Origin of the sequence: Pseudomonas sp. WS 5411, assembly GCF_012985595.1 — a bacterium.
GTDB classification, from domain to species: domain Bacteria; phylum Pseudomonadota; class Gammaproteobacteria; order Pseudomonadales; family Pseudomonadaceae; genus Aquipseudomonas; species Aquipseudomonas shahriarae.
On sequence record NZ_JAARMC010000026.1, the window covers coordinates 17131 to 41310 of the forward strand.

At 60.9% G+C, this 24180-nt stretch carries 27 protein-coding genes; 10 read left to right on the top strand and 17 right to left on the bottom strand.

Annotation, left to right across the window (positions count from 1 at the left end; all coding sequences use genetic code 11):
- Window positions 1–37: 37 nt before the first annotated feature.
- From HBR93_RS23580 to puuE, 6 genes are all read right to left on the bottom strand, one after another.
- Entirely contained in the window at window positions 38–1384 is a 1347-nt protein-coding gene (locus HBR93_RS23580; protein WP_169961202.1) for a nucleobase:cation symporter-2 family protein, read from the bottom strand.
- 136 nt (window positions 1385–1520) lie between these two features.
- The gene (locus HBR93_RS23585; protein WP_057959037.1) at window positions 1521–2819 is read right to left on the bottom strand and encodes a urate hydroxylase PuuD; all 1299 of its coding nucleotides are present in this window, start codon (window positions 2817–2819) and stop codon (window positions 1521–1523) included.
- A gap of 51 nt (window positions 2820–2870) precedes the next feature.
- Window positions 2871–3374, bottom strand: coding sequence for an ureidoglycolate lyase (locus HBR93_RS23590; protein ID WP_057440701.1), 504 nt, complete (start codon window positions 3372–3374; stop codon window positions 2871–2873).
- Between the two features lie 145 nt (window positions 3375–3519).
- Window positions 3520–4515: an allantoicase gene (gene alc, locus HBR93_RS23595; RefSeq protein WP_057440703.1), complete on the bottom strand. Its 996-nt coding sequence runs from the start codon at window positions 4513–4515 to the stop codon at window positions 3520–3522.
- A gap of 41 nt (window positions 4516–4556) precedes the next feature.
- On the bottom strand, window positions 4557–5072 hold the full coding sequence (gene uraD, locus HBR93_RS23600) for a 2-oxo-4-hydroxy-4-carboxy-5-ureidoimidazoline decarboxylase (protein WP_169961203.1): 516 nt from the start codon (window positions 5070–5072) through the stop codon (window positions 4557–4559).
- Window positions 5069–5995 carry an allantoinase PuuE gene (puuE, locus tag HBR93_RS23605; RefSeq protein ID WP_057440707.1) on the bottom strand — a complete coding sequence of 309 codons (927 nt, stop codon included), beginning with the start codon at window positions 5993–5995 and terminating at the stop codon, window positions 5069–5071. The genes uraD and puuE overlap by 4 nt, the downstream gene beginning before the upstream one ends.
- Before the next feature lie 418 nt (window positions 5996–6413).
- On the opposite strand from puuE, the gene uraH reads away from it, so the two are divergent.
- Window positions 6414–6767 carry a hydroxyisourate hydrolase gene (gene uraH / locus HBR93_RS23610; protein ID WP_057440709.1) on the top strand — a complete coding sequence of 118 codons (354 nt, stop codon included), beginning with the start codon at window positions 6414–6416 and terminating at the stop codon, window positions 6765–6767.
- A gap of 155 nt (window positions 6768–6922) precedes the next feature.
- On the opposite strand, the gene HBR93_RS23615 is transcribed toward uraH, so the two are convergent.
- The 3 genes from HBR93_RS23615 to HBR93_RS23625 form a co-directional block, all read right to left on the bottom strand.
- Window positions 6923–7549, bottom strand: coding sequence for a LysE family translocator (locus HBR93_RS23615; RefSeq protein ID WP_057440711.1), 627 nt, complete (start codon window positions 7547–7549; stop codon window positions 6923–6925).
- Window positions 7550–7612: 63 nt separating this feature from the next.
- The gene (locus HBR93_RS23620) at window positions 7613–8944 is read right to left on the bottom strand and encodes an NCS2 family permease (RefSeq protein ID WP_178112265.1); all 1332 of its coding nucleotides are present in this window, start codon (window positions 8942–8944) and stop codon (window positions 7613–7615) included.
- Between the two features lie 223 nt (window positions 8945–9167).
- Complete coding sequence (locus tag HBR93_RS23625; protein ID WP_115127729.1) at window positions 9168–9599, bottom strand: MarR family transcriptional regulator; 432 nt, start codon at window positions 9597–9599, stop codon at window positions 9168–9170.
- Between the two features lie 81 nt (window positions 9600–9680).
- Between HBR93_RS23625 and HBR93_RS23630 the strand changes: the two genes are divergently transcribed.
- Window positions 9681–10847, top strand: a complete 1167-nt coding sequence (locus HBR93_RS23630) for a PLP-dependent aminotransferase family protein (protein WP_169961204.1) — start codon at window positions 9681–9683, stop codon at window positions 10845–10847.
- A gap of 10 nt (window positions 10848–10857) precedes the next feature.
- Entirely contained in the window at window positions 10858–11460 is a 603-nt protein-coding gene (locus HBR93_RS23635) for a glutathione S-transferase family protein (protein WP_057440718.1), read from the top strand.
- Window positions 11461–11581: 121 nt separating this feature from the next.
- Here the strand turns inward: HBR93_RS23635 and HBR93_RS23640 are convergent, their stop codons facing one another.
- The 5 genes from HBR93_RS23640 to HBR93_RS23660 all read right to left on the bottom strand — a co-directional run bounded on the left by HBR93_RS23640 (window position 11582) and on the right by HBR93_RS23660 (window position 14354).
- Window positions 11582–11953, bottom strand: coding sequence for a glutathione S-transferase N-terminal domain-containing protein (locus HBR93_RS23640; protein WP_057440721.1), 372 nt, complete (start codon window positions 11951–11953; stop codon window positions 11582–11584).
- Window positions 11954–12055: 102 nt separating this feature from the next.
- Window positions 12056–12601, bottom strand: coding sequence for a GTP cyclohydrolase I FolE (gene folE / locus HBR93_RS23645; protein WP_057440723.1), 546 nt, complete (start codon window positions 12599–12601; stop codon window positions 12056–12058).
- Between the two features lie 67 nt (window positions 12602–12668).
- A complete protein-coding gene (locus tag HBR93_RS23650; protein ID WP_057440725.1) occupies window positions 12669–13226 on the bottom strand; it encodes a Smr/MutS family protein in 558 nt (185 codons plus the stop codon).
- 76 nt (window positions 13227–13302) lie between these two features.
- On the bottom strand, window positions 13303–13623 hold the full coding sequence (locus tag HBR93_RS23655) for a hypothetical protein (RefSeq protein WP_057440727.1): 321 nt from the start codon (window positions 13621–13623) through the stop codon (window positions 13303–13305).
- 140 nt (window positions 13624–13763) lie between these two features.
- Entirely contained in the window at window positions 13764–14354 is a 591-nt protein-coding gene (locus HBR93_RS23660; protein ID WP_057440730.1) for a cysteine hydrolase family protein, read from the bottom strand.
- A 239-nt stretch (window positions 14355–14593) separates the two neighbouring features.
- Here HBR93_RS23660 and prmB point away from each other — a divergent pair, with 239 nt between their 5' ends.
- Window positions 14594–15502 carry a 50S ribosomal protein L3 N(5)-glutamine methyltransferase gene (gene prmB / locus HBR93_RS23665; RefSeq protein WP_057440732.1) on the top strand — a complete coding sequence of 303 codons (909 nt, stop codon included), beginning with the start codon at window positions 14594–14596 and terminating at the stop codon, window positions 15500–15502.
- 137 nt (window positions 15503–15639) lie between these two features.
- Here prmB and HBR93_RS23670 read toward each other — a convergent pair whose 3' ends face one another.
- Window positions 15640–16443 (bottom strand): hypothetical protein, encoded by an 804-nt coding sequence (locus tag HBR93_RS23670; RefSeq protein WP_115127806.1) that lies wholly within the window; start codon window positions 16441–16443, stop codon window positions 15640–15642.
- A 100-nt stretch (window positions 16444–16543) separates the two neighbouring features.
- Window positions 16544–17506, bottom strand: coding sequence for an alpha/beta fold hydrolase (locus tag HBR93_RS23675; protein WP_169961205.1), 963 nt, complete (start codon window positions 17504–17506; stop codon window positions 16544–16546).
- Window positions 17507–17648: 142 nt separating this feature from the next.
- Between HBR93_RS23675 and aroC the strand changes: the two genes are divergently transcribed.
- From aroC to HBR93_RS23695, 4 genes are all read left to right on the top strand, one after another.
- Window positions 17649–18740, top strand: a complete 1092-nt coding sequence (gene aroC, locus HBR93_RS23680; protein ID WP_057440738.1) for a chorismate synthase — start codon at window positions 17649–17651, stop codon at window positions 18738–18740.
- 10 nt (window positions 18741–18750) lie between these two features.
- A complete protein-coding gene (locus tag HBR93_RS23685; RefSeq protein WP_057440740.1) occupies window positions 18751–19899 on the top strand; it encodes an MFS transporter in 1149 nt (382 codons plus the stop codon).
- 46 nt (window positions 19900–19945) lie between these two features.
- Window positions 19946–20491 (top strand): acireductone dioxygenase, encoded by a 546-nt coding sequence (locus HBR93_RS23690; protein ID WP_169961206.1) that lies wholly within the window; start codon window positions 19946–19948, stop codon window positions 20489–20491.
- A gap of 212 nt (window positions 20492–20703) precedes the next feature.
- A complete protein-coding gene (locus tag HBR93_RS23695) occupies window positions 20704–21015 on the top strand; it encodes a helix-turn-helix transcriptional regulator (RefSeq protein ID WP_081044200.1) in 312 nt (103 codons plus the stop codon).
- Between the two features lie 52 nt (window positions 21016–21067).
- Here the strand turns inward: HBR93_RS23695 and HBR93_RS23700 are convergent, their stop codons facing one another.
- Window positions 21068–21346 carry a DUF3509 domain-containing protein gene (locus tag HBR93_RS23700; RefSeq protein WP_057440744.1) on the bottom strand — a complete coding sequence of 93 codons (279 nt, stop codon included), beginning with the start codon at window positions 21344–21346 and terminating at the stop codon, window positions 21068–21070.
- Between the two features lie 350 nt (window positions 21347–21696).
- Here HBR93_RS23700 and HBR93_RS23705 point away from each other — a divergent pair, with 350 nt between their 5' ends.
- Both HBR93_RS23705 and HBR93_RS23710 read left to right on the top strand, forming a co-directional pair.
- The gene (locus HBR93_RS23705; RefSeq protein WP_057440747.1) at window positions 21697–23523 is read left to right on the top strand and encodes a long-chain-acyl-CoA synthetase; all 1827 of its coding nucleotides are present in this window, start codon (window positions 21697–21699) and stop codon (window positions 23521–23523) included.
- 110 nt (window positions 23524–23633) lie between these two features.
- Entirely contained in the window at window positions 23634–24149 is a 516-nt protein-coding gene (locus HBR93_RS23710; RefSeq protein ID WP_057440749.1) for an ankyrin repeat domain-containing protein, read from the top strand.
- The last annotated feature ends 31 nt before the right edge of the window (window positions 24150–24180 follow it).

Genomic DNA, 24180 nt, shown 5'->3' on the forward strand with positions numbered 1-24180 from the left:
TTCCCTGTTCGTTGTTATTTTTGTTGTAACGAAGGAATCAATGCGTATGGGCAACTGCGGGGCGTTCTGAGCCGCCCAGGATGTTGAACAGCACGTTCAGCGACAACGCGCTAAGCGTGGCCATGGCAATGCCGCTATGGGTAATCGGGCTCATCCACAACGGTAACTGGGCAAAGAACTCCGGGCGTACCACCGGGATCAGGCCCATGCCGATGCTGACCGCCACCAGCAACTGGTTGCGCCGGTCGGCAATGTCGGCTTCCTGGAGGATCTTGATCCCGGTTGCGGCCACCATGCCGAACATCGCGATGGCCGCGCCGCCCAGCACCGCAGGAGGAATCGAAGCCACCAAAAACGCCGCCTTGGGCAGCAGGCTGAGGACAATCAAAAAGGCCCCGGCCATGATCGTCACCGAGCGGCAACGCACCCCGGTCATCTGCACCAGGCCGATGTTCTGGGCGAAAGAAGAATGGGTGAAGGTATTGAAGAACCCGGCAAAGAACGACGCGCCGGCATCGCACAGCAGGCCGCGTCGCAGCATTTTCGGGGTGACTTCCTGGCCGGTGATCTTGCCCAGCGCGAGGAACATGCCGGTGGATTCGACGAAGATAATCACCACCACCAGGCACATCGACAGGATCGGTGCCAATTCGAATGTGGGCATGCCGAAGTGCAAGGGCGTGACCACTTGCACCCACGGCGCCTGCTCCAGGCCGCCGAGGTCGACCATGCCGAGCAGTCCGCACAAGGCGTAGCCCATGGCCATGCCGATCAGTACCGAGATATTGACCCAGAAGCCACGCATGAAACGGTTGATCAACAGAATGGTGGCCAGCACCAGGCCTGCGATGGCCAGGTAGATCGGCGAGCCGAACTGCACGGCGGTAGCACCACCGCCAGCCCAGTTCACCGCCACTGGAAACAACGAAAGACCGATGGCCGTGATCACCGTGCCGGTCACCAGCGGTGGGAAGAAGCGCACCACCTTGGACATGAATGGCGCGATGAGCATGCCAAAGAACCCGGCGGCGATGGTTGCGCCGAAGATCCCTTGCAGGCCGATGCCCGGCATGCCCGCCATGGCGACCATGCTGCCGACAGCGGCGAAACTGGCGCCCATCATCACCGGCATACGGATGCCCAGCGGGCCGATCCCGAAGGATTGGACCATGGTCGCGATCCCCGCCACCAGCAGGTCGGCGTTGATCAAAAAGGCGATTTCTTCACGACTCAAGCCCGCGGCTTGTCCGATGATCAGCGGCACGGCCACTGCGCCGCCGTACATCAGCAGTACATGTTGCAGGCCTACCAGGATCAGTTGCAAAAGGGGCAGCCGCACCATGGCGGGTGCGGCAGGAATCTGCGGCTCGGCTAACTCGGACATGCAACACCTCGGATCTTTTTTATTTTTGTGTTGTTTGGCAGTCAATTGCCAGGTGAAACCCAATCTTCAAAACACTGCACCTCTCAACTGTAGGAGCGGGCTTGCCAGCTCCTACAGTGTGATCTGCGCTGATCAGTTAATTGGTGCGTGCTCCTTGATTGATCCAACTACCAATCAACTCCCGCTCCTGCTGGGTCATCTGGGTGATGTTGCCCAGTGGCATGATCTGGCTGGCAACCGCCTGCGCCTGGATGCGCGCCGCCTGCTGCTGGATCTGCGCCGGGGTATCGAACATCACCCCGGCCGGCGCGGCACTGAACAGCGGGCTGGTGGGCTTGGCCGAATGGCACACGGTGCAGCGTTGTTCAATCACGCTGTGGACCTTGCCAAAGTCCGTCGAAGCCTGGGCCGGAGCCGGTTCGGCGGCCGGGGCTGGAGCGGCAGGGGCGGCTGGCTTGAGACCACCGCCCACTGCGGTTTCCGGCAACGGCTGATACTCGATGGCCGCTGGCGCCTTGGCCACATCCGGTGCAGTCGCCACAGGTTTTGGCCCGGTGACATAGGCTAGGCAGATCATCGCCAGGGCGCCGACCGGCAGGGTCCATGCGTATTTCTGGCTGTCATGACGGGTGTTGAAGTAGTGGCGCACCAACACCGCCGCCACCGCGATCCCGGCCAGGATCAACCAGTTGTACTGGCTGCCGTAGGTGCTCGGGAAGTGGTTGCTGATCATGATGAACAGCACGGGCAGGGTGAAGTAGTTGTTGTGTCGCGAACGCAGCAGGCCCTTGGCCGGCAGTGCCGGGTCTGGCGTGCGGTTTTCTGCAATCGCTGCCACCAGCGCACGCTGGGCCGGCATGATGATGCGGAACACGTTGCCGACCATGATGGTGCCGATGATCGCACCCACATGCAGGTATGCACCGCGACCGCTGAACACCTTGCTGAAGCCGTAGGCCGCGCCGATCAACAGGACGAACAGGATAAAACCGAGCAGGGCAGGGCGTTTGCCCAGGGCCGAGTCGCAAAGAAAGGAGTAGATGAACCAGCCAGCGAACAGTGAGCCAATGCCCAGCAACACGCCTTCGGTACCACTGAGGCTGCTGCCGGGGGCGAGCAGGTACAGCGTCGGGTTGAGGTAGAACACCACGCAGAGCAGCGCGACGCCCGACATCCAGGTGAAATAGGCTTCCCATTTAAACCAGTGCAGGTTGTCCGGCATGGTCGGTGGGGCCAGTTTGTATTTTTCCAGGTGGTAGATACCGCCACCGTGGATCGCCCATAAATCGCCAGCCAGGCCGCTTTTTGGGTTGACGCGGTTAAGGTTGTTTTCCAGCCATACAAAATAGAAAGACGCACCGATCCAGGCCACGCCAGTGATCATATGAACCCAGCGCACGCTCAGGTTCAGCCATTCCAACAGATGTGCTTCCACAGTCTTTACCTCTCGCCCGTCACCCTTGTTGTCGGGTGATCGGACCTTCTCTTATTGGTGGGGGGCAAGGATCAACCGCTCATCCTCTTTGAAAAAATGCTCATCGCAGTTATTGCCTGTGCCACTGCGATCAACCACCAGGAAGTCATCCCGCTTTTCGATCGTCAGCACCGGGTGGTGCCAGACGCCGCGATGGTAATTAATGCCCTGCCTGCCGTTGGTGACGAAGGCGCGGACCAAGCCTGATACAGGTGCATCGCCAATGGGCGCGACCACGATCAGAAAGGGGTTGCCGAGCAGCGGAATAAAGGCCTGGCTGCCCAGCGGGTGTCTTTCCAGCATGCACACGGTCAGCGGCATGTCCTGCGCGTCGGCGCGGAAGATGCTGATGATGGCGTGATCTTCTGGCGTGGCGGTTTCAACCGTCGCCAGTTTATGAAAGCGCATGGTCGAGCCGTTGTTGATCATGAAGTGATCGCTGCCATCGGTTTCGATAACGTCTCCGAAAGGGGCGAAGGCTTCTTTGGTCAAGGGTTCGATCATCAGTGTGCGCATGGCTGTCTTCTTATCCGAATGCTGTGTTGGATCGTTCCCACGCTCTGCGTGGGAACGCTGCCATGGACGCTCTGCGTCCGTTGTTTGTGACGCGTAGCGTCACGGGATGCATTCCCACGCGGAGCGTGGGAACGATCATCGGGTGTTACTTAGCGACCTTGCCGAACACCCGCAGGCGGCTCACGCCACCGTCCGGGAACACGTTGAGGCGGATGTGGGTGATCGGGCCCAGTGCCTTGATCTGCTCGGCGAAGGTGTGTTCGGCGTGCATTTCCAGCTTCTGTGCTGGCAGCAGTTCACGCCAGAACAGCGATTGGGTTTCGATCTGGCTGTCGGTACCGCCCTTGACGAACGCGCCCTGGATCGAGCACGTGTCCGGGTAGTTGCCCTTGAAGTGCAGGGTGTCGACCACTACTTTGTCGATCTCGCCGGCATGTCCCAGCGCGACGATTACCCAGTCATTGCCTGGCGTGCGACGGCGCGCGGTTTCCCAGCCATCGCCCATGTTGATGCCACGGCCCGGGTTGAGGATGTTGCCCATGCGCCCGAAGTGCTCGTCGGAACACGCCAGGGCACGCCCGCCATTGAGGGAGGAGGCCAGGTCCACTTGTTCGTTGTCGCCCACGGCCGACCAGTCGCGGAACGGAATGCCGTACACGCGCAGACGGGCCACGCCACCATCCGGGTAGATGTTGAAGCGCAGGTGGCTGAACGCCTGGTCGTTGTTGATCTCGTGGAAGTGATGGCTGTTGCCCTGCAACTCCACGGCAGACAGCACTTCGACCCACTGGGTGTTGTCATCGGGCTCGCCGGTAGCCAGGAAGCAGCCTTCCAGGGACGCCGATGGCGGGAAGTTGCCGGTGAAGAATGAAGTGTCGATGTCCACGCCCTTGATCGAACCCGGTACGCCCAGGCGGATCACTGCGCTGTCGAAGCCTTCGAAGCGCTTGCGGCGTGACTCCCAGCCGTCCATCCACTTGCCGTTATCATCGAAAACGCCCTCCTTCCATACGGCCGGGGTCGGCTGGAACAGTCGGTTGGCGTCGGCGAACCAGTCATCGGTCACCGAGATGATCTTGGTGCCCAGGCGGGCGTCGGCCAGGTTGACGAACTTTTCGAAAGGTACGGCGTAAGCTTTCATTCTTCTTGTCTGCCTTAGATAGAGTGGCTGGGGATGGTCGTTTAGAGGGTCAATAAACGGAACAACGCGATCTTGTTGATCTCTGCCAGCGCGCACTTGAACTCGGTGTCGACCGGGTTGTGGATGCGCGTTTCAAACGCGGCGAGGATCTGATGCCGGTTGCTGCCTTTTACCGCCATGATGAAGGGAAACTTGAACTTGGCCTTGTAGGCGTCGTTCAGCTCGGTGAAGCGAGAAAACTCTTCGGCCGTGCATTGGTGGATACCGGCGCCAGCTTGTTCATTCGTGCTGGCTTCGGTCAGTTGGCCCTGGACGGCAGCTTTGCCCGCCAGGTCCGGGTGAGCGTTGATCAGGGCCAGTTGCCTGGTGTGATCGGCGCTCAATAGGATATCGCTCATGCGCTGGTGCAGGGTTTCGATCTCGTCGATCGAGGCGTCCTGGCCCAGGTCGAAGGCCTTTTCGGCCACCCATGGCGAGTGTTCGTAGATATCGGCAAAGGCTGCGACGAATGCGTCACGGCCGAGGGCCGATGGTTTCAAGGTCTGGAAAGCAGTCATTTGGCGGCTCCCTGGAAAGGGTGGACGTCATGCCAGTGGCGGGCAATATCGACGCGGCGGGCGAACCACACCTGGTCATGGCCCTTGGCGTATTCGATAAAGCGCTTGAGTGCAGCAAGGCGCGCCGGGCGGCCGATCAGGCGGCAATGCAGGCCGATGGACAGCATCTTCGGCGCCTCTGCCCCTTCGGCATACAGCACGTCGAACGCGTCTTTGAGGTACTCGAAAAAGTCATCGCCCTTGTTGAACCCCTGGACCTGGGTAAAGCGCATGTCGTTGGTGTCCAGGGTGTAGGGGATCACCAGGTGCGGCTTGCCGGTGGGGTTGTTGGGTTCCCAGTAGGGCAGGTCGTCGTCATAGGTGTCGCAGTCATACAGAAAGCCACCTTCCTCCATCACCAGCCGCCGCGTATTGGGGCCGGTGCGCCCGGTGTACCAGCCCAGCGGGCGCTCGCCGGTCAGCTCGGTGAGGATGCGGATGGCCTCGAGCATGTGCTCACGCTCCTGGGCCTCGTCCATGTACTGGTAGTCGATCCAGCGGTAGCCGTGGCTGCAGATCTCATGGCCGGCGGCGACCATCGCGCGGATCACCTCGGGGTGGCGCTGGGCGGCCATGGCCACGGCGAAGATGGTCAGCGGAATGTCGAATTCCTTGAACAGCTTGAGGATGCGCCACACGCCGGCACGGCTGCCGTATTCGTACAGCGACTCCATGCTCATGTTGCGCGCGCCTTGCAGCGGTTGGGCCGAGACCATTTCCGAGAGGAAGGCTTCGGACTCTTTGTCGCCATGCAGGATATTGCGCTCACCGCCTTCTTCGTAATTGAGTACGAACGACAGGGCGATACGCGCCTTGCCAGGCCAGTGTGGGTGCGCAGGGTTACTGCCGTAACCGATCAGGTCGCGTGGGTAGTCAGCGCTCACTGCAGTCTTCCTTCTTGTTCGTGATCAAGGGTGTGGCGGCTGTTGCGTCACAGCGATGGGCTGATTGTATACAACTTAATGCTCACTTTGTAAGCCTGTATTTTTGCATTTTTTCCAGGCGGTCGCCTCGACCTATCCTTGCAAGAAACTTGCCCGACTGGTCAACTAAAATATGCAAATCTACGACGCAGCTTTACTGTAGGCCCTGGCTTGCCGACGATGGCCAACGTCGAGTGACGGCATTGCTGAGGGATACACCAGCACGGTCGACAAGCCTGCTGCTGCAGGGGGGAAGGGGATTTGTTGAATTTATTGTGTACAATTTTTTTGAAAAGTGTCTTAATCAGCCATCGCCGGCTTTTCAGTGCCCCGCAAAGGTGCGGCCGCTTATTAACTGATGACTTGGGAGCTCCGATCCATGGGACGACTGACCACACACGTACTGGACGCCGCGCACGGCTGCCCAGGCAGCGCCATCAAGGTTGAACTGTATCGCGTCGAAGGCGCCCAGCTGGAACTGGTCGCCAGCACCCTGACCAACAGCGATGGCCGTTGCGACGCCCCGTTGCTGCAAGGTGATGACTACCGCAGTGGCGTCTACCAGTTGCAGTTCAGTGCCGGGGATTACTACCGCGCCCGTGGTGTGCAATTGCCCCAGCCGGCGTTTCTCGATGTGGTGGTGCTGCGCTTTGGCATCAGCGCCGAACAGGATCACTACCATGTGCCCCTGCTGATTTCGCCCTACAGCTACTCCACCTATCGCGGTAGCTGAGTCGTCACCTGGCTTCACACCCCCAAATGCTCTTCGTTGGTTTCGCCCGCGCACACTGCGGGCTTTTTTTTGCCCGCAAAAAGGCGGGTCATGAGCCAATGCCAGCGAACCAGAGGAACCCTTGTGGGAGCTGTCGAGCCCCACAGGGTTGTGTGTTAGCCCCTGAGCAGCGACGCCGCCCCAGCGCTGCCAAACAGCCCGGCACTGAAGCGATTGAACCAGCTCTGGCCCTTGCCGGTGCGCAGGTAGCGCGCGGCGCCGTGGGCACCCAGGCCATAGGCCAGTTTGCACAGCAGGTCCAGCACGGTCCAGGTGGCGATCATGATCAGCAGTTGTGGCAGGAACGGTTGCTGGCTGCTGAGAAACTGCGGCAGGAAGGCGGCGAAAAACAGAATGTCCTTGGGGTTGCTGGCGCCCAGCACAAACGCCCGGCCAAACAGTGCACGAAAACGCGGCACAGGCGCTGCGTCCGGTACCACGGCGCCCTTGGACGGCAGGCGCGATTGCTGCCAGCTCTGCCAGGCGAGGTAGAACAAGTACAGCGCACCGACGATCTTCAGGGCGCTGAACAACTGCTCCGACGCCAGCAACAGCGCGCCCAGGCCCAGGGCCGAGGCGCTCAATAGGCAGATCGAGGCGAACACCCCGCCCAGAAACGCCGGATACGAACGGCGCAGGCCGTAGTTCAGGCTGTTGCTGATCATCAGCAGCGACAGCGGCCCCGGAATCAGGATCACGATCAAAGCAGCGCCGCTGAACAGCAGCCAGGTTTCCACGCTCATTACATTCCTCCATACATGCAAAAGCCCCACCCGGAGGTGAGGCGGTTTTCGCCAGCTTTCGCGTTACAGGAACACAAACTTGGCGATGAAAATCGCGCACAGCACCCACAGGCTGATGGAAATCTGTTTGTACTTGCCCGTGCCGGCCTTGAGCGCCACGTAGGTGATAAAGCCCAGGGCGATGCCGTCGGCGACCGAGAAGGTCAGGGGCATCATGATTGCCGTGACAATCGCCGGAATGCTGTCGGTGGCGTCGTCCCATTCGATATGGGCCATGCCGCTCATCATCAGCATCGCTACATAAATCAGCGCGCCGGCCGTGGCATACGCAGGAATCATGCCCGCCAGCGGGGCGAAAAACATCGCCGCCACAAACAGCACGCCCACGGTCACGGCCGTCAGCCCGGTGCGCCCACCGGCCGCCACACCCGCAGCGCTTTCCACGTAACTGGTGACCGGCGGCACACCGACCACCGCGCCAAACACGCTGGAGGCACTGTCGGCTTTCAAGGCCCGCGAGAGGTTTTCGATCTTGCCATCGGCCTTCACCAGGCCTGCACGCTGGGCGACGCCCATCAAGGTGCCGGCGGTGTCGAACATGTGTACAAACAGGAAGGCGAATACCACGCTGATCATGCTCACGTTGAACACGCCCATCACGTCCATCGCCATCCAGGTGGGCGCCAGGCTCGGCGGTGCGGCAACGATACCCTGGTACTGCACCAGCCCCAGGCCCCAGCCGGCCAGGGTGACGGCGATGATGCTGATCAGGATCGCGCCGAACACCCGGTGATAGCTGAGGATCGCGATCAGCAGGAAGCACACGGCCGCCAGCAGCGGCGCCGGCTCATGCAGGGAACCGAGCTTGATCAGGGTGGCGGGGCTGGCCACGATGATGCCGGCGGTTTTCAGGCCGATCACCCCCAGGAACAGACCCACCCCGGCGCCCATGGCATGGCGCAGGCTCACCGGGATGCTGTTGAGCAGCCATTCGCGGATGCGCGACAGTGTCAGGATCATGAACAGCACGCCGGAGATAAACACCGCACCCAGCGCGGTCTCCCAGGTGTAGCCCATGGTGCCGACCACGGTGTAGGTAAAAAACGCATTCAAGCCCATGCCCGGCGCCAGGCCGACCGGCCAGTTGGCGTACAGGCCCATCAACAGGCAACCGAGCGCGGCGGCGATACAGGTCGCGACAAAGGCGGCGCCGTGGTCGATGCCGGCGTCGGCCATGATGTTGGGGTTGACGAAAATGATGTAGGCCATGGTGATAAACGTGGTGAGGCCGGCGATCAGTTCGGTCTTCACTGTGGTGCCATGCAGGCTGAGTTTGAACAGGCGTTCCAGCCAACCCTGCTTTGTAGTCGCAAGATGCGGCGGACTGAGGTCCAGGGTCGGGGCGTCGGATTTATGGCTTTCCACAGCAAGTACTCCTCAAGAGTTTTATTGTTATTTCCAGCGCCGGACACATGAGTGGGGCAGCGGCGCTTTGAGGTACCAGCGGGCTTTGTTGACCAGTAGGTCAGGAACTCGCACGAAGCGAATTATGCTTTTGTATACAAATAAAGCAAATAATGTTTGCGATTATGTGTGCAAAAAAGATGAAAGGCCAATTTCAAGGCAGGGTCAGCGCCTTGTTCACCGCCAGCCAACCATTCACCGCGTCCTCGCCGGCTTCGGCAAAGGCGCGCTGCAGCAACTTGACTTGCTCGCGGCGCAGGGCGTGTTCGAAGCGCTGGCCTTCCTCGGTCAAGTGCAGCAGGCGCTTACGTTTGTCGGTGTCCGAGGCCACGCTGTCGACCAGGTGCATTTCCTGCAATTGGCGCAACGGCATATTCAGCGCCTGCTTGCTCACCCCCAGCAGTTCCAGCAGTTGTTTGACGCTCAAGGCCGGGTAGCGGGCGATAAAAAACACAATGCGCTGATGCACCCGGCTCAAGCCTCGGCGCTCCAGCATTTCATCGGCCTTGGCGGTAAAGGCCTGGTAGCCGAAGAAGAACGCTTCCATGGCGGCTTGCTGCGAGGTCTGGTTTTTAAGGTCAAGCATATTGACGTATCTACCTGGGTCGTCGTAATTTTGGTCAACCAGTTTGACGTATTTTTCCCAGGCTTTGCTACCGGTGACCCCATGGCTTTCTCAGAACGTGTTTCGCGCCTTAAAAGCTCCTTGATCCGTGAAATCCTCGCGGCGGCCCAGCGCCCGCAGGTCATGTCATTTGCCGGTGGCCTGCCAGCCGAAGCCATGCTGCCGGCGCTGGATTGGCAAGCTATGCCACCGGCCATGGGCCAGTACGGCATGAGTGAAGGCGAGCCGCAATTGCGCGAGTTGCTGGCGGCCGAAGCGCGGGCGCTGGGGGTGGCCTGCGATGCCAGCCAGGTCCTGGTGGTCAGCGGCTCGCAGCAAACCCTGGACCTGGCGGCCAAGCTGTATATCGACCAAGGCACGCAGATCCTGCTGGAGGGCCCGACCTACCTGGCGGCCCTGCAGATCTTCCAACTGTTCGGCGCCGATTGCCTGACCGTGGAACTGGAAGCCGATGGCCCGGACCTGACGGCACTGCGCAGCCGCCTGGAACGCCATCGCCCGGCGTTCATCTACCTGATCCCGACCTTCCAGAACCCCTCGGCGGTGCGCTACAGCGAAGCCAAGCGCGATGCGGTAGCGGCGCTGCTGGATGAGTTCGGCGTGACCCTGATCGAAGACGAGCCCTACCGCGAGCTGACCTTCGACGGCGGCAGTGCGCGGCCGATTGTCAGCCGGTTACGCAAGGCCAGTTGGATCTACACTAGCACCGTATCCAAGACCTTGCTCCCCGGTTTACGGGTCGGCTACCTGATCGCCAGCCCCGACCTGTTTCCCCACCTGCTCAAGCTCAAGCAGTCGGCGGACCTGCACACCAACCGCGTCGGCCAGTGGCAGGCCATGCAGTGGATCGGCACCGAGCGCTACCAGCAACACCTGGGGCAATTGCGCAGTTTTTACCGTGAGCGGCGCGATGGATTCCAGCTGGCACTGACGCGGCATTTCCAGGAACTGGCGGACTGGCAAGTGCCCCAGGGTGGATTATTCTTCTGGCTGACCTTGAAACAGCCCCTCGATACCCGCACTTTATTGGCACCAGCGCTCGACCAGGACGTGGCGTTCATGCCCGGTGAACCGTTCTTTTCCGAGCCGGACCAGCACCACGGGCACCTGCGGCTCAATTTCAGCCACATCGACCCGACGCGCCTGGACGAAGGTCTCAAGCGTCTCGCGGCGGTGATCCGTCAAGCACAGCTCGCGCAAGCGGCATAAGGGGAGCTTCATGTACAAGGTTTATGGCGATTACCGCTCGGGCAACTGCTACAAGGTCAAGTTGATGCTCAACCTGCTCGGCATCGCATACGAGTGGGTGAATGTCGATATTTTGAACGGCGACACCCAGACCGCCGAGTTCCTGGCGAAGAACCCCAACGGCAAGATCCCGGTCCTGGAGCTCGAAGACGGCACCTGCCTGTGGGAATCCAACGCCATCCTCAACTTCCTCGCCGACGGCAGCGAGTTCCTGCCCAGCGAACCGCGCCTGCGCACCCAGGTGTTGCAGTGGCAGTTTTTCGAGCAGTACAGCCATGAACCGTACATTGCCGTGGCGCGGTTTATCCAGCTTTACCTGGGGCTGCCGGAGGATCGGCTGGAGGAGTACAAGACCACCCATAAAGGCGGCTACAAGGCGCTGAGGGTCATGGAAAAACAGCTGCAAGCCACGCCATACCTGGTGGGCGACCAGTATTCGATCGCCGACATTGCGCTGTATGCCTACACCCATGTGGCCCATGAGGGTGGTTTTGACCTGAGCCCTTATCCGGCCGTACAAGCCTGGCTTGCGCGCGTGGCCAGCCATCCCCGGCATGTGCCGATGCTCGACTGATAGGCGTGACCTAAATGTGGGAGCGGGCTTGCCCGCGATGGCGGAGGGTCAGTTGTCGAATATTGACTGACACACCGCCATCGCGAGCAAGCCCGTTCCCACATTTGCACTGCGTTTTCTGTCAGATCGCGGCGAAGCGCTTGTCCAGGTAGTCGATGATCACCTTGGAGTCATACATCCAGGTGGTCTGGCCATTTTCTTCGATGCGCAGGCATGGCACCTTGATCTTGCCGCCTTGGGTAAGCAAAGCCTGGCGGTCTTGCTCGTTGTTCTTCGCATCCTTGAGCGCCACCGGCACATTCAGGCGGTGCAGGGTGCGGCGGGTTTTCACGCAGAACGGGCAGGCGTGGAATTGGTACAGGGTCAGGCCCTTGGCCGCTTCATTGACCTGTGCCTGTTGCTCGGCGGGGCGCTGCTTTTTACGCGGGCGGGTAAGTAAGTCGCCCGCGATGATGACGTGGCCGAGGCCCACTCGAAGTGCTTTGACGAACATGGCTGAAACCTCTTGCCCAGGACAGAAGGGGCCGCAGCTTACCTGATTTTTACAGGCGAAAAAAAACCGGCGATGAATGCCGGTTTTTTCTGACGCAGCCTGTTACTTGATCAGGCTGAGGAACTCGCTGCGGGTCGCCGCGTTTTCGCGGAACTCACCCAGCATCACCGAGGTGATCATCGACGAATTCTGTTTCTCCACACCGCGCATCATCATGCACATGTGCTTGGCCTCGATCACCACGGCAACGCCCAGGGCACCGGTCACCTGCTGGACCGCTTCGGCGATCTGGCGGCTGAGGTTTTCCTGGATCTGCAGGCGACGGGCATACATATCGACAATCCGCGCGACCTTCGACAGGCCCAGGACCTTGCCGCTAGGGATATAGGCGACATGGGCCTTGCCGATGAACGGCAGCAGGTGGTGTTCGCACAGCGAGTACAACTCGATGTCCTTGACCAGCACCATTTCGCTGTTATCGGAGCTGAACAGGGCACCGTTGGTGACCTCTTCCAGGGTTTGCTCGTAGCCGCGGCAAAGGTACTGCATGGCCTTGGCGGCACGTTTTGGCGTGTCGAGCAGGCCCTCGCGGGAAACGTCCTCGCCGATTTGGCCGAGGATCGCTGTGTAATTCTGTTCCAGGGACATGAAACTACCTGTGGGATTTTCGCAAAGTGCAAGGGTACGGTGGCCGGCAGATCGCTGCAAGCGTGGGTTACTCGTCACGCCCTTCGAGCATCGTGCGCTTGAGCATCACATACACCGCCCCGGCACCGCCATGGCGCGGTTGGCAGGAGGTGAAACCGAGCACTTGGGTGTGCTGGCGCAACCAGGTGTTGACGTGGCTTTTGATCATCGGGCGCTTGCCGTCCAGGCGCACGGCCTTGCCGTGGGTCACGCGCACGCAGCGGATTTCGAACTTGGTGGCTTCGGCCAGGAAGGCCCAGAGGGTTTCCCGGGCCTTTTCCACAGTCATGCCGTGCAGGTCGAGGCTGCCTTCGAAGGGAATCTGTCCGGCCTTGAGCTTGCGCACCTGGCTTTCCTGGACCCCGTCGCGGGACCACATCAACTCGTCCTCGGGGCCGACGTCAATCACGAACTGGTCCGACAGACCGTCCACCGTGGTGGCATCCGTACGCACCGTGGCCGCCTGGCGCAGTTTGGCGATCTGTGCGCGGTCGGTCTTGGGTTTGCCGGTGTCGGCGCGGTCGTGCTTGATCGGCTTGACACCGCGCAGCTCGTTTTTGAACAGGGAAAAATCGTCGTCTTGCATGTCAGCCTCCGCGAAGGGCGGGCAGTTTACCCAAATCGAGGCGGTTGATGCGGGACAAAACGCTATCAGTGTTCCCTCAATCGTGCTTTTTCATCAGGTGCGAGGCGATGTTCAGCGACAGCGGCTGGTGCATACGGCGCCGGCAACGGCGCCACCACCAAATTCCCAGCCACAGGATCAACAGCCCGCCGGCCAACAGCAGCGCCGCGCCGCCGGGGCTGGTATTGAGCTCGCCGAGCGCGGGCGAATGGCCCAGCAGCGCGGCTGCACCCGCCAACGAAAGCAGCAAGCCAAACAGCGCGAGCAACGCAGCAAACGCTACGCCCAGGCGCAGACGCCAGTTGCTCGGGCCCTTGGGGCGCAAGCGACGAGCGTCAAAACCATCGGATATCTTCATCCCGACCTTTCCTCCAGGGTATCGGCCCTTCGACCGGAAGATAAACAACTTGTTCCGGGCTGGGAGGCAATTGCGGTAAATGACAGGCTTTAGCGGATGAGCGGGGCCTGAGGTGGCCGCGCCGCTCATCAACAGGGCGATCAGATCAGATCTTGGGTCAAGGCGAGGGTGGCGAAGTTGTCGGCCATGATGGCCATTTCCGTTTGCTGCACATGTTCGGCGCTGAGGATGCCGCCCTTGTAAGGCAGGTCGCGGGTGGCGCAGGCGTCTTCCACCAGGGTGCAACGAAAGCCCAGGTTCTTCGCTGCGCGCACCGTGGTGCTGACGCTGGAGTGGCTCATGAAACCACAGACGATCAAGTCCAGGGAGCCCAGCTCCTGCAGGGTTTTTTCCAGCTGCGTGCCGTGGAAAGCGCTGGGCAGCAGCTTGCCGATGATGGTTTCGTCATCGTGCGGCTCCAGGCCGGGGATGAATTCGCCGCGCTCGCCCTGAGGGTCGAACAGGCCGCCGACGGTGCCCAGGTGACGGACATGCACGATCGGGCGCCCGGCCTTGCGGGCGGCAGCACTCAGTTGCTTGATGTTTTCCACGGCGGCGTCCATGCCCGACAGGGCGAGCGGGCCGCTCAAATATTCTTTCTGGGCATCGATGATCACAAGGGTCGCGTGGCTCAAATTGGCCGGTGCGTAACCGCGACCGCTGAGTTGAAACATCGTCTTTGGAACGGACATTCTGGGGCTCCTGTGAGTGGGGCTTTTGCGACATTGTCCTCTGGCTGAGCGGTTCTGTGAATCGCTACTAACGTAAGGTGCGCCGTTGTTGGCCTACAGCCATGTCAAGAGGGACAGCGGTATAGCAGAAAAACCTTGAATCAGGTTGAGTCTGACGCGCCGTCGCAGTTTTTCATACATCGTCCGTACAGCTTAAGGCTGTTAGAATTGCCAGTCGTTTTTTCCTGGAGCTTGCCCCCGTGATCACTTCCCGCCTGCGCACCTTGCGCGACCATATCCGTTGGGCTGTCAGCCGTTTCCATGGGGAAGACCTGTTTTTTGGCCATGGTACGGACAATGCCTGGGACGAAGCCCGGCAATTGGTACTGGGTGCACTGCACCTGCCTTGGGAAATTGCCGACAGCTACCTGGACTGCAACCTCGAAGAAGAAGAGATTTCCCACGTACAGCGTCTGCTGCATCGCCGTATCCACGAGCGCGTGCCCACGGCCTACCTGTTGAAAGAAGCCTGGTTCTGCGGCATGTCGTTTATCGTCGACGAGCGCGTGCTGATCCCGCGCTCACCGATTGGCGAGTTGATCGAAAACCGCTTTGAGCCCTGGCTGGCCCAGCCGCCGGCGCGCATCCTTGACCTGTGCACCGGCTCCGGTTGCATCGGCATCGCCTGCGCCTACGAGTTCCAGGAAGCCGAAGTGGTGCTGGGGGACTTGTCCTTCGAAGCACTGGAAGTGGCCAACCAGAACATCGAGCGCCATGGCGCCGACGAGCGCGTGTACACCGTGCAGGGGGACGGCTTCGACGGTTTGCCCGGCCAGCGTTTTGACCTGATTGTGTCCAACCCGCCGTATGTCGATGCCGAAGACTTTGCCGACATGCCCGATGAATACCAGCACGAACCCGAATTGGGCCTGGCCTGCGGTGACGATGGCTTGAACCTGGTGCGCCGGATGTTGGCCGAGGCGGCCGATCATCTGACCGAGAAGGGCTTGCTGATTGTCGAAGTGGGCAACAGCCAGGTGCACGTTGAAGCGCTGTACCCGGAAGTGGATTTTGCCTGGCTGGAATTCCAGAACGGCGGGCATGGCGTATTCATGCTGACGGCGGAGCAGTGCCGGGCCCATCAGGCGGTGTTTGCCTCTCGCGTCTGATCAGGCGGAACTGAATGTGGGAGCGGGCTTGCTCGCGAAAGCGATGGATCAGTCAATACATGTACCGACTGATCCGCTGCTTTCGCGAGCAAGCCCGCTCCCACATTTGATTTGTATTGTTCAGTGAAATCGAGTGGTCAGCGATGCGTCGCAATCCAGATCAATAATCCCGCCTGGAACACGGTAAACGCCACCAGGCAGGTGATGGTGAAGCGCAAGCCGCTGTCCTCGCGCTTGAACTTGATGACCTTTTCTTCCTCGTGGCGCAGCTTCACTTCCTGCTCGGCCAGGTTTTGTTCGGCCTGTTGCAGCATTTGCGCCGCTTCGAGGATTTCCACGAACTGCACTTTCTCGGTGTTCCAGCTGTCCAGCACTTCGCTGACCTTGCCCGGCTGCACATGGCCTTTCAGGTGCTGGACATCGGCATAGGCCACATCAAAACCCTGGATCCGCAAAAAGTGGTCGCGACGCAGGCGCGTGGCTTCGTTCAGCGCGTCCTTGTTCGCCAGGTCGACGCCGTCGACGCGATAGTGCGACCACTTCTTTTTTGCCCACGCAGCGCCCTGGGCTACCAGGAAGCGGCCAAGGCCTCGGTTCGCGGGTTCGATTTCCAGGCTGTTGCTTGGGCCGAAGTGCACGCGGTGGGTGGCATGATCGACCCACACATCCAGGTGATTCTGTTCGCGCCGCACCCGTTGGGCAGGCAACTGGATGACCATGCGCAGCAGGCTGTGGTCCTTGTTGTTGCGCTCGGCGTAGCCAAACTGCACAAAGCGCAAGGGACGGGCGCCGGTTGCGCGATCGGTGGCCAAGGGCGCCAGGCGCAGCATTTTGAAGTGTTCGGCCTCAACCTCTGCCCACGGCAGCGCAGCCGCAGCCGCCGCTTCGGTGTCGGCGGTGGTTTCGGCGGGAGGTTGTGGTACTGCTTCGGTGTTCGTCATTCGGCGCGATCCTGTCCAAGCCCAGCTAGTCGACAGGCTTTTTGCTGTCGACCTTGTGCTTATCGGCCGTTCTTTCCAGGACTGGAGGGTAAATAGTGGGTTATCGGTGGCGAAGTCCGTCGATAAAGCTAACCAGACGCCTACCCAGCGCATCGGCGAGGGGCAATTGTGGATTGTTGTAGGAGCTCAACTGCTGCTTCACATCGTTGGGCACGATGCGCATGACGTGGTTCATGCCGGGAATCACCGCCAGTTCGGCGTCGGGTTTGGCCTGCTTGAGCTTCTGGGCATCGGCGACCCCTACTTGCAGGTCGGTGGTGCCCTGGACAATCAGGGCCGGCATTGTCAGGCGGGCGAACGCCGCTGCGGGGTCCGCACGAAACAGGCTGATCAGGTACGGCTGCACGCTGGGACGGAAAATACCCTGCAGCGGGCCCGGCACATCAGCATCCACCTGGCCGGCCTTTAGCCGGTCGAGGATCTGATTGCTGCGCAGCAGCAGGGCCGGCGGCAGGTGATCCGCCAATTGCTGGCGAATCACCTGGTCCACCGGGCGGGCGCTGCCGGACAGGGAAATCACCCCGTCGGGGTTGAGTTCAGGGGCGGCGAGGGCAGCCACCAATGCGCCTTCACTGTGCCCCAGCACCACCAGGGGCCCGAAGCGCGGATCGGCCTTGAGCGATTTGCCCCAGGCCACGGCGTCGGCCACATAGGCGTCTAGCGTCAGGTCGCGCTCGTCTGGCGTGGCCTTGAGGCTGGCGGCCACGCCGCGTTTGTCGTAGCGCACGCTGGCAATGTTATGGCGCGCCAGCACCCAGGCCAGGCGCTTGAGGCTGTCATTGCGCGCGCCTTCGGCACTGTTGCCGTTGCGGTCGGTGGGGCCGGAGCCTGCAATGATCAGCACTACAGGCACGGGTTTGTCGGATTGGGGCAGCAGTAATGAGCCAAACAGCTCGCCGCTGCCGGTGTCCAGGCTGATGGGCCGTTGCAGTACGACAGGGCTGGCGGCGTGGGCGACGCTACAGAACAGGGTGAGGGTAAACAGCAAAACTCGCAGCATCATCGCGCCATCATGAGGAAGGTGCCGGTTGGACCAACGTCTACCGGGAAGGTTTCGAGGATGAACTACTGGGTGAGCCTGCGTATACTGGCGCGCTTAGTTATCACGGTTGAGTTGATTCAACTGATTTCACGGAGCGCTCTGCATGTCCGGCAATACCTACGGCAAGCTGTTCACTGTCACCACCGCGGGCGAAAGCCATGGTCCGGCGTTGGTCGCCATTGTCGACGGCTGCCCGCCCGGCCTTGAGCTGTCCCTGGACGACCTGCAGCGCGACCTCGACCGCCGCAAGCCCGGCACCAGCCGCCACACCACCCAGCGCCAGGAGCCCGACGAAGTCGAGATCCTCTCCGGCGTGTTCGAGGGTCGCACTACCGGTTGCGCCATCGGCCTGCTGATCCGCAACACTGACCAGAAGTCCAAGGACTACTCGGCGATCAAGGATCTGTTCCGCCCGGCCCACGCCGACTACACCTACCACCATAAATACGGCGAGCGCGACTACCGTGGCGGTGGCCGCAGTTCGGCGCGGGAAACCGCGATGCGCGTGGCCGCCGGAGCCATTGCCAAGAAGTACCTGGCAACCCAGGGCATCCTGATTCGTGGCTACATGAGCCAACTGGGCCCGATCGAAATCCCGTTCAAGACCTGGGACAGCGTGCAAGACAACGCTTTCTTCAGCCCCGACCCGGACAAGGTGCCGGAACTGGAAGCCTATATGGACCAGTTGCGCCGCGACCAGGATTCGGTGGGCGCGAAAATCACGGTGGTCGCCGAAGGGGTGATGCCGGGCCTGGGCGAGCCGATTTTCGACCGCCTGGACGCCGAACTGGCCCACGCGCTGATGAGCATCAACGCGGTCAAGGGCGTGGAAATCGGCGCCGGCTTCGCCTGTGTCGCCCAGCGCGGCACCGAGCACCGCGATGAGCTGACCCCCGAAGGTTTTGTCAGCAACAATGCGGGTGGCATTCTCGGCGGTATCTCGTCCGGCCAGCCGATTGTGGCGCACCTGGCACTCAAGCCGACCTCGAGCATCACCACGCCGGGGCGTTCGATTGATGTGCATGGCAACCCGGTGGATGTGATTACCAAGGGCCGCCATGACCCTTGCGTCGGCATCCGCGCCACGCCGATTGCCGAAGCAATGATGGCCATTGTGCTGATGGATCATCTGCTGCGGCACCGTGGGCAGAATGCCGATGTGCGCGTGACTACTCCGGTGCTGGGCCAGCTGTGACGGTCTGACCGTGACAGCGCTCCCGTACTGGCGACTTTCCAGCTTCTATCTGTTCTATTTCGCCCTGCTGGGGGCGACGGCGCCGTTCCTGGCGCTGTACTTCCATCATCTGGGGTTCTCCAGCGCGCGCATTGGCGAGTTGGTCGCAATCCCGATGCTGATGCGCTGCGTGGCCCCCAATATCTGGGGCTGGCTGGGTGACTACACCGGGCGGCGCCTGGCCATTGTGCGGTTTGGCGCGGTGTGCACGCTGCTCAGTTTTTCGCTGATCTTTGTCAGCCAGAGCTATGCCTGGCTGGCATTGGTGATGGCCCTGCACGCGTTCTTCTGGCATGCGGTGCTGCCGCAGTTCGAGGTCATCACCCTGGCGCACCTGCAAGGTCAGACCTCGCGCTACAGCCAGGTCCGCTTATGGGGCTCCGTCGGGTTTATCCTTGCCGTCGTCGCCCTGGGGCGCCTGTTCGAGGCCCTGAGCCTGGACATCTACCCGGTGGCGATCGTGTTGATCATGGCCGGCATCATCGGTGCCAGTTGGTGGGTGCCCAATGCCCAGCCGGCTGCCACCGGTGGTCGCGGTGCCGGCGACGGCTTCCTGCGGCAACTGCGCAGCCCTGGCGTGCTGGCGTTTTACGCCTGTGTCGCGTTGATGCAAATGAGCCACGGCCCGTACTACACCTTCCTCACCCTGCACCTGGAAAACCTCGGTTACAGCCGCGGTGTGATCGGCCTGCTGTGGGCCTTGGGTGTGGTGGCGGAGGTGTTGATGTTCATGGCCATGAGCCGGATTCTCACGCGCTTCTCGGTGCGCCGGGTGCTGGTGGCCAGTTTCCTGTTGGCCGCGTTACGCTGGCTGTTGCTGGGGTCATTCGCCGAATTCCTGTGGGTGCTGTTGCTCGCCCAGGTGCTGCATGCCGCGACCTTTGGCAGCTTTCATGCGGCGGCCATTCAATTTGTGCAGCGCAGCTTCGGTGCGCGCCAGCAAGGCCAGGGCCAGGCCTTGTATGCGGCGCTGGCCGGCACCGGCGGCGCGCTCGGCGCCTTGTATTCCGGGTACAGCTGGAACCAGTTGGGGCCGACCCTGACCTTCAGTATCGCCAGCCTCGCGGCCCTGGCCGCCGCGTTGATCATGGCGCTGCGCTTGCCCGAGGAGCAGCCGTGAGCCCGGCCCATCATCTGCAGACTCTTACCGCCCGAGGACCCCTTTTATGAGCATTCTTTGCGTTTATCACCTTTCTACCCCGGACACCCCGAACAAGGTCTTGACCCACGCTGACGATATTGCCTCGACCCTGGCCGAGCAGGGCGTGGGCTTCGAACGCTGGCAGGCCAGCACCCGTGTCGAGGCCGGCGCCAGTGCCGCCGAAGTGACGGCGGCGTACCAAGCGCAAATTGACAGCTGGATGACGGCACAGGGCTACGCGCAGGTGCAAGTGTTGAGCGTGAACCGCGAGCACCCGCAAAAGGTTGCCCTTGCCGCAGGTTTGCGCGATGAGCATTACCACGGGGCTGATGAGATCCGCTTGTTCGCCGCCGGCCGTGGTTTGCTCGGCCTGCATATCGGCGACTATGTCTACACGGTGCTCTGCGAAAAACACGACCTGCTGCGCATACCGGCCGGCATGCCACGCTGGTTTGACCTGGGGGAGGAGCCGCGTGTGGTCGCGATCAGTCTGTTCCAGACGGCGTCCGGGGCTGAGGCGCAAGTGACCGGCAGCGGGATCGCCCAAGGTTTCCCGGGGCTGGATGATTGACCTTAGTTCACTATCCGCAAACTTATTCAATATGCTCAAGTTGGATAAGTTTGTGGGAATGGACTCTATAGTTTGTAAGTTCCAGCTATTTGTCTGAGGGTCGATGTGTTAACCCTTGGCTTTATGTAACTCTCCCGTCGCTGTGTACCTATCTGTCAATAGGAGTTGTCCGAATATTGACAGTGCAAACCACTACGAAAGAGAGAGGCAGCATGAGCAGTCCAGAGGAGCCCACCCCATCCGTACCTGGGCCGGCGGTCAGTGTGGCAACAGATGTTTGTGAGCAGGCGTGCGACGACAGGGCAGGCGACGCACAGTCGTTGCCGGATAAGCCACTGACGGCCAAGGAGTTGGAAATACTGCGCTGGGCCACGGAGGGCAAGACAGTGTGGGAAATCAGCCGGATTCGCTGTGTCTCACAGGCCACGGTGAAGTTTCACCTGCGCAATATCTACGGCAAGTTGCACGTCAATAACCGGGTCCAGGCGGTGAGTGAAGCGATCAGGCGCGGGTTGTGCGGATAAAAAAGGGCCGTGAAGCGCAACGGCTTCACGGCCCTGGGAAACGCAGTGGTACTTATGCCGAATGGTAGGTCGGCAGGGCAAAGCGGTGCTGGCTTTGCAACATCGAAATCTGCGGCAACTCGCTGGCTTGTTCTGCCAGGTCGCGGCGGATAGCGCTGATGACCCAGGTCAGTTGGTCGGCAGTGTGCAGCTGCTGGTACGAGATCGAGCGTTTGATCTGCTTGCCCTCGGTGTTGCGCAGGGTCAGCAGGATCCCACCGTCAGGGCGCGCCTGGGTGGTGACGTCGTAGGCGGAGAATACAGAAGCGAATTTATCTTGGATCAGGCTCATGTCTATCGGCTCCATTGGCTCGTGTTGTGCGGCATGGAGTGATAGGTGCAGTGATTGTGCCAGTATCGCGATTTATATAAAAACGATATAAATCAATAGCTTGAGAAAAATCGAACTTTTCACTTTCGTGCAATATGCATGAATGGCCATCGTGCATCCTGCATTTTGCGCTATTGGGCGATGACGAACGGTATCGTGCGTCACCGGTGCCTGGGATACAAAACATTGCAAATCCCGCGTGTACAGCCAAGGAATGGCTGGCGTATTTTCCTGCAAGGCATTCAGGAATGGTCCTACACCGCATGAAGGCCCGTGGACCCTACGAATAATAAGAAAAAGGACTTCTGTGCATGAGCAATTCCCATAGCGAGATGATTACCCTCGGCATGATGTTGCGTAAGGTGCCGACCATTGTCCGGGCCCTGCCACGGTTGGTGCGCGGTATCCGTGTCGCCAATATCACTGATCCCGACCAGCCGTGCGGCCTGGGCTGGACCTTCGAACAGGCCACCCAGCGCAACCCCGAAGGCGCCGCGCTGTTGTTTGGCGACCAGGTGCTCAGCTACCGCCAGGCCAACCAGCACGCCAATCGCATCGCCCATCATCTGCAGGCCCAAGGCATTGGCAAGGGTGATGTGGTCGCGCTGTTTATTGAAAACCGTCCCGAACTGCTGTTGACCGTGCTGGCGGTGGCCAAGGTCGGCGGCATCTGCGCCATGCTCAATACCGCGCAGACCCAGGCGGTGCTGGTGCATAGCCTGACCCTGGTCAACCCGGTGGCAATTGTGGTCGGCGCCGAACTGGTCGACGCCTACGACGCGGTACGTGAGCAGGTGGCGATTGATCCGCAGCGCACCTGGTATGTCGCCGATCAACAGGTGGCGCCTGTGCCCCAGGGCTATATCGACCTGATGGCCGCCAGCGCAGACTGTTCCACGGATAACCCGGCCAGCAGCCAACAAATCTACTTCAACGACCCGTGCTTCTATATCTACACCTCCGGCACCACCGGTTTGCCCAAGGCCGGTATCTTCAAGCATGGGCGCTGGATGAAATCCTCGGCCAGCTTCGGCACCATCGCTCTGGATATGGGGCCGGAGGACGTCGTCTATTGCACTCTGCCGCTGTACCACGCCACCGGGCTCTGTGTGTGTTGGGGTTCGGCGATTGCCGGCGCGTCGGGGTTTGCCATCCGCCGCAAGTTCAGCGCCAGCCAGTTCTGGGACGATGTGCGCAAATTCAACGCGACCACCCTGGGCTATGTCGGCGAATTATGCCGCTACCTGATGGACCAGCCGCCCAGCGAACGCGACCGCGACAACCGAGTGGTGAAGATGATCGGCAACGGCTTGCGTCCGGGAGTGTGGGGGCCGTTCAAGGAGCGTTTTGGTGTGGGGCATATCTGCGAGTTGTACGCCGCCAGTGACGGCAATATCGGCTTCACCAACGTGCTGAATTTCGACAACACCATCGGCTTTTCCCTGATGCACTGGGCGCTGGTGGACTACGCCCACGACACTTGCGAGCCGATCCGTGGCAGCAATGGTTTTATGCGTGAAGTGCAGAAGGGCGGCCAGGGCCTGCTGCTGGCCAGGATCGACGACAAGGCGCCGTTCGATGGCTACACCGACCCGGAAAAAAACCGCAAGGTGGTCTTGAGCGACGTGTTCGAAAAGGGCGACCGCTACTTCAACACCGGCGATCTGTTGCGCAGCATTGGCTTTGGCCATGCGCAGTTCGTGGACCGTCTGGGCGACACCTATCGCTGGAAGGGCGAGAACGTCTCCACCACCGAGGTGGAAAACATCTTTATGCAGCACCCGCAGATCACCGAGGCGGTGGCCTACGGCGTGGAAATCGCCAACACCAATGGCCGCGCCGGGATGGCGGCGATTACCCCGTCCGAATCCCTGGCCACCCTGGATATGCAGGCGTTGCTGCAATTCGCCCAGAGCCAGATGCCGGCCTATGCGGTGCCGCTGTTCCTGCGGGTCAAGGTGAAGATGGAAACCACTGGCACCTTTAAGTACCAGAAGGTCCGCCTTAAGGAAGAGGCCTTCGACCCGCACAAGGTGGGGGACGATCCGCTCTACGCCTGGTTACCGGGCAGCGATACCTATGTGCCAGTGACCGTGCAGGTGCTGGCGGATATCCAGAGTGGAAAATATCGCTACTAGGGCGGCTCGATAGAACCTGGCTATTGTGGCTTTCGGCAAAAAAGGGGTGACAGGCGCGGCGCTGCTCGGGAAACTGACGGCCTTACGCCACACCCCACAGGGAGCCGCAGATGTCTGATCAAGCCAAACAAATGACCGAAGAAGAAGCCGCCGAATTTGCCGAGCAGGTCTTCGACGTGGCCCGCCGCGGTGATGCCGCCATGCTGGCTGCGCTGCTGGCCAAGGGCTTGCCGGTGAATCTGCGCAATCACAATGGCGATACCTTGTTGATGTTGTCCGCCTATCACGGGCACGCTGAGGCGGTGAAAGTGCTGCTGGAGTTCAAGGCCGATCCGCAGATCGCCAACGACAAGAACCAACTGCCGATTGCCGGTGCCGCGTTCAAGGGCAACCTGGCGGTGGTCAAGGCGTTGATTGAAGGCGGCACCCCGGTTGACGGCGCCTCTGCCGATGGCCGCACGGCGCTGATGATGGCGGCGATGTTCAACCGCACCGAAATGGTCGAGTACCTGATCAGTGTGGGGGCCAACCCCAAGGCCACGGATGCCCAGGGGGTAACGGCCCTGGTGGCGGCCCAGACCATGGGGGCAGCGGATACGACGGCGCAGTTGCAAAAACTGGTGTAGGCTTTGCGCCCTCAAAATCAGCCTCGCCACA